Source organism: Acinetobacter sichuanensis (genome assembly GCF_003024515.2).
GTDB lineage: Bacteria > Pseudomonadota > Gammaproteobacteria > Pseudomonadales > Moraxellaceae > Acinetobacter > Acinetobacter sichuanensis.
This window is the reverse complement of sequence record NZ_PYIX02000186.1, coordinates 1-827: the sequence shown is the minus strand read 5'-3', so window position 1 is coordinate 827 and position 827 is coordinate 1. Positions and strand designations below refer to the sequence as shown.

General features: G+C 41.6%; 1 protein-coding gene and 2 pseudogenes. All 3 read left to right on the top strand.

Going from position 1 to position 827, the window contains the following annotated elements:
* Nucleotides 1-241 (top strand): annotated as a pseudogene (locus C9E89_RS22925) (glutamate 5-kinase); the annotation flags it as partial.
* 11 nt (nucleotides 242-252) lie between these two features.
* Complete coding sequence (locus tag C9E89_RS22920) at nucleotides 253-633, top strand: hypothetical protein (protein ID WP_107010338.1); 381 nt, start codon at nucleotides 253-255, stop codon at nucleotides 631-633.
* A pseudogene (locus tag C9E89_RS22915) lies at nucleotides 630-827 on the top strand (hypothetical protein); the annotation flags it as partial. The gene C9E89_RS22920 and the pseudogene C9E89_RS22915, both read left to right, overlap by 4 nt.

The following is an 827-nucleotide window of genomic DNA, read 5'->3' as shown; positions in this document are numbered from 1 at the left end:
CAATCAAATAGATGGTTCTTATTCTGGTCGTGGCGTGTTGTTCGGTAGCTATAAAAAAGATCTGGTTAAGCCTACTGATTATCAGGTGACAGATTCCAAAGCAACAGTCCTCCAAAATGAGGTTACGGCAGTACCGCAGATTGGTGATATTTGGACAACGGCTAAAGGTGATTTTAAGGTATTGAATGTGGGCGCAGATCCAACAGATTCGATTTGGGTTTGTCAGCTTAGAAAAATTTAATAGGCTCTGTTATGTCATGGCAAGGTACACGATTATCACAGTTCACCTTTGAAGTACTGCAAAGCGCAACTGCTCTACAAAGAAAGATCATTAGCGAGTTCCTACAAGGTGTTGTACTCGCAAGCCCAGTTGATACAGGCGCATTCCGTGGTAATAACCTCGTTTCAATTGGCTCTGTGGATGTTCGCTATGATTTAAATAAAGTGGATAAAGTAGGTGGGCAAACAATTGCTGAGGGGAATATCAAAGTTCTTCAGGCAAAGATTGGTGATCTGGTCTATGTGCAGAATAATTTGCCTTATTCCGTTGCTCTGGAGAATGGATACTCTCAACAAGCACCAACGGGGATCTATGCTTTAACCTTTCAGCGAGTGACGAGTAAATACAAATGATGACACTTGAACAAGCAGAATTGGAAATTAGAACGCGCTTGGCACAGTTTGACGGTGTGGATGTAATCCAGTTTCAAAACCAAAAAATTAAGAGTGGTGAACACTTCAAACCACCTAAGGACGAGTTGTGGTGCAAAGTTTACATTCAGTATTCAGGAAGTAATATTGTGGGTATTGGTAACCAGCCCTGTATC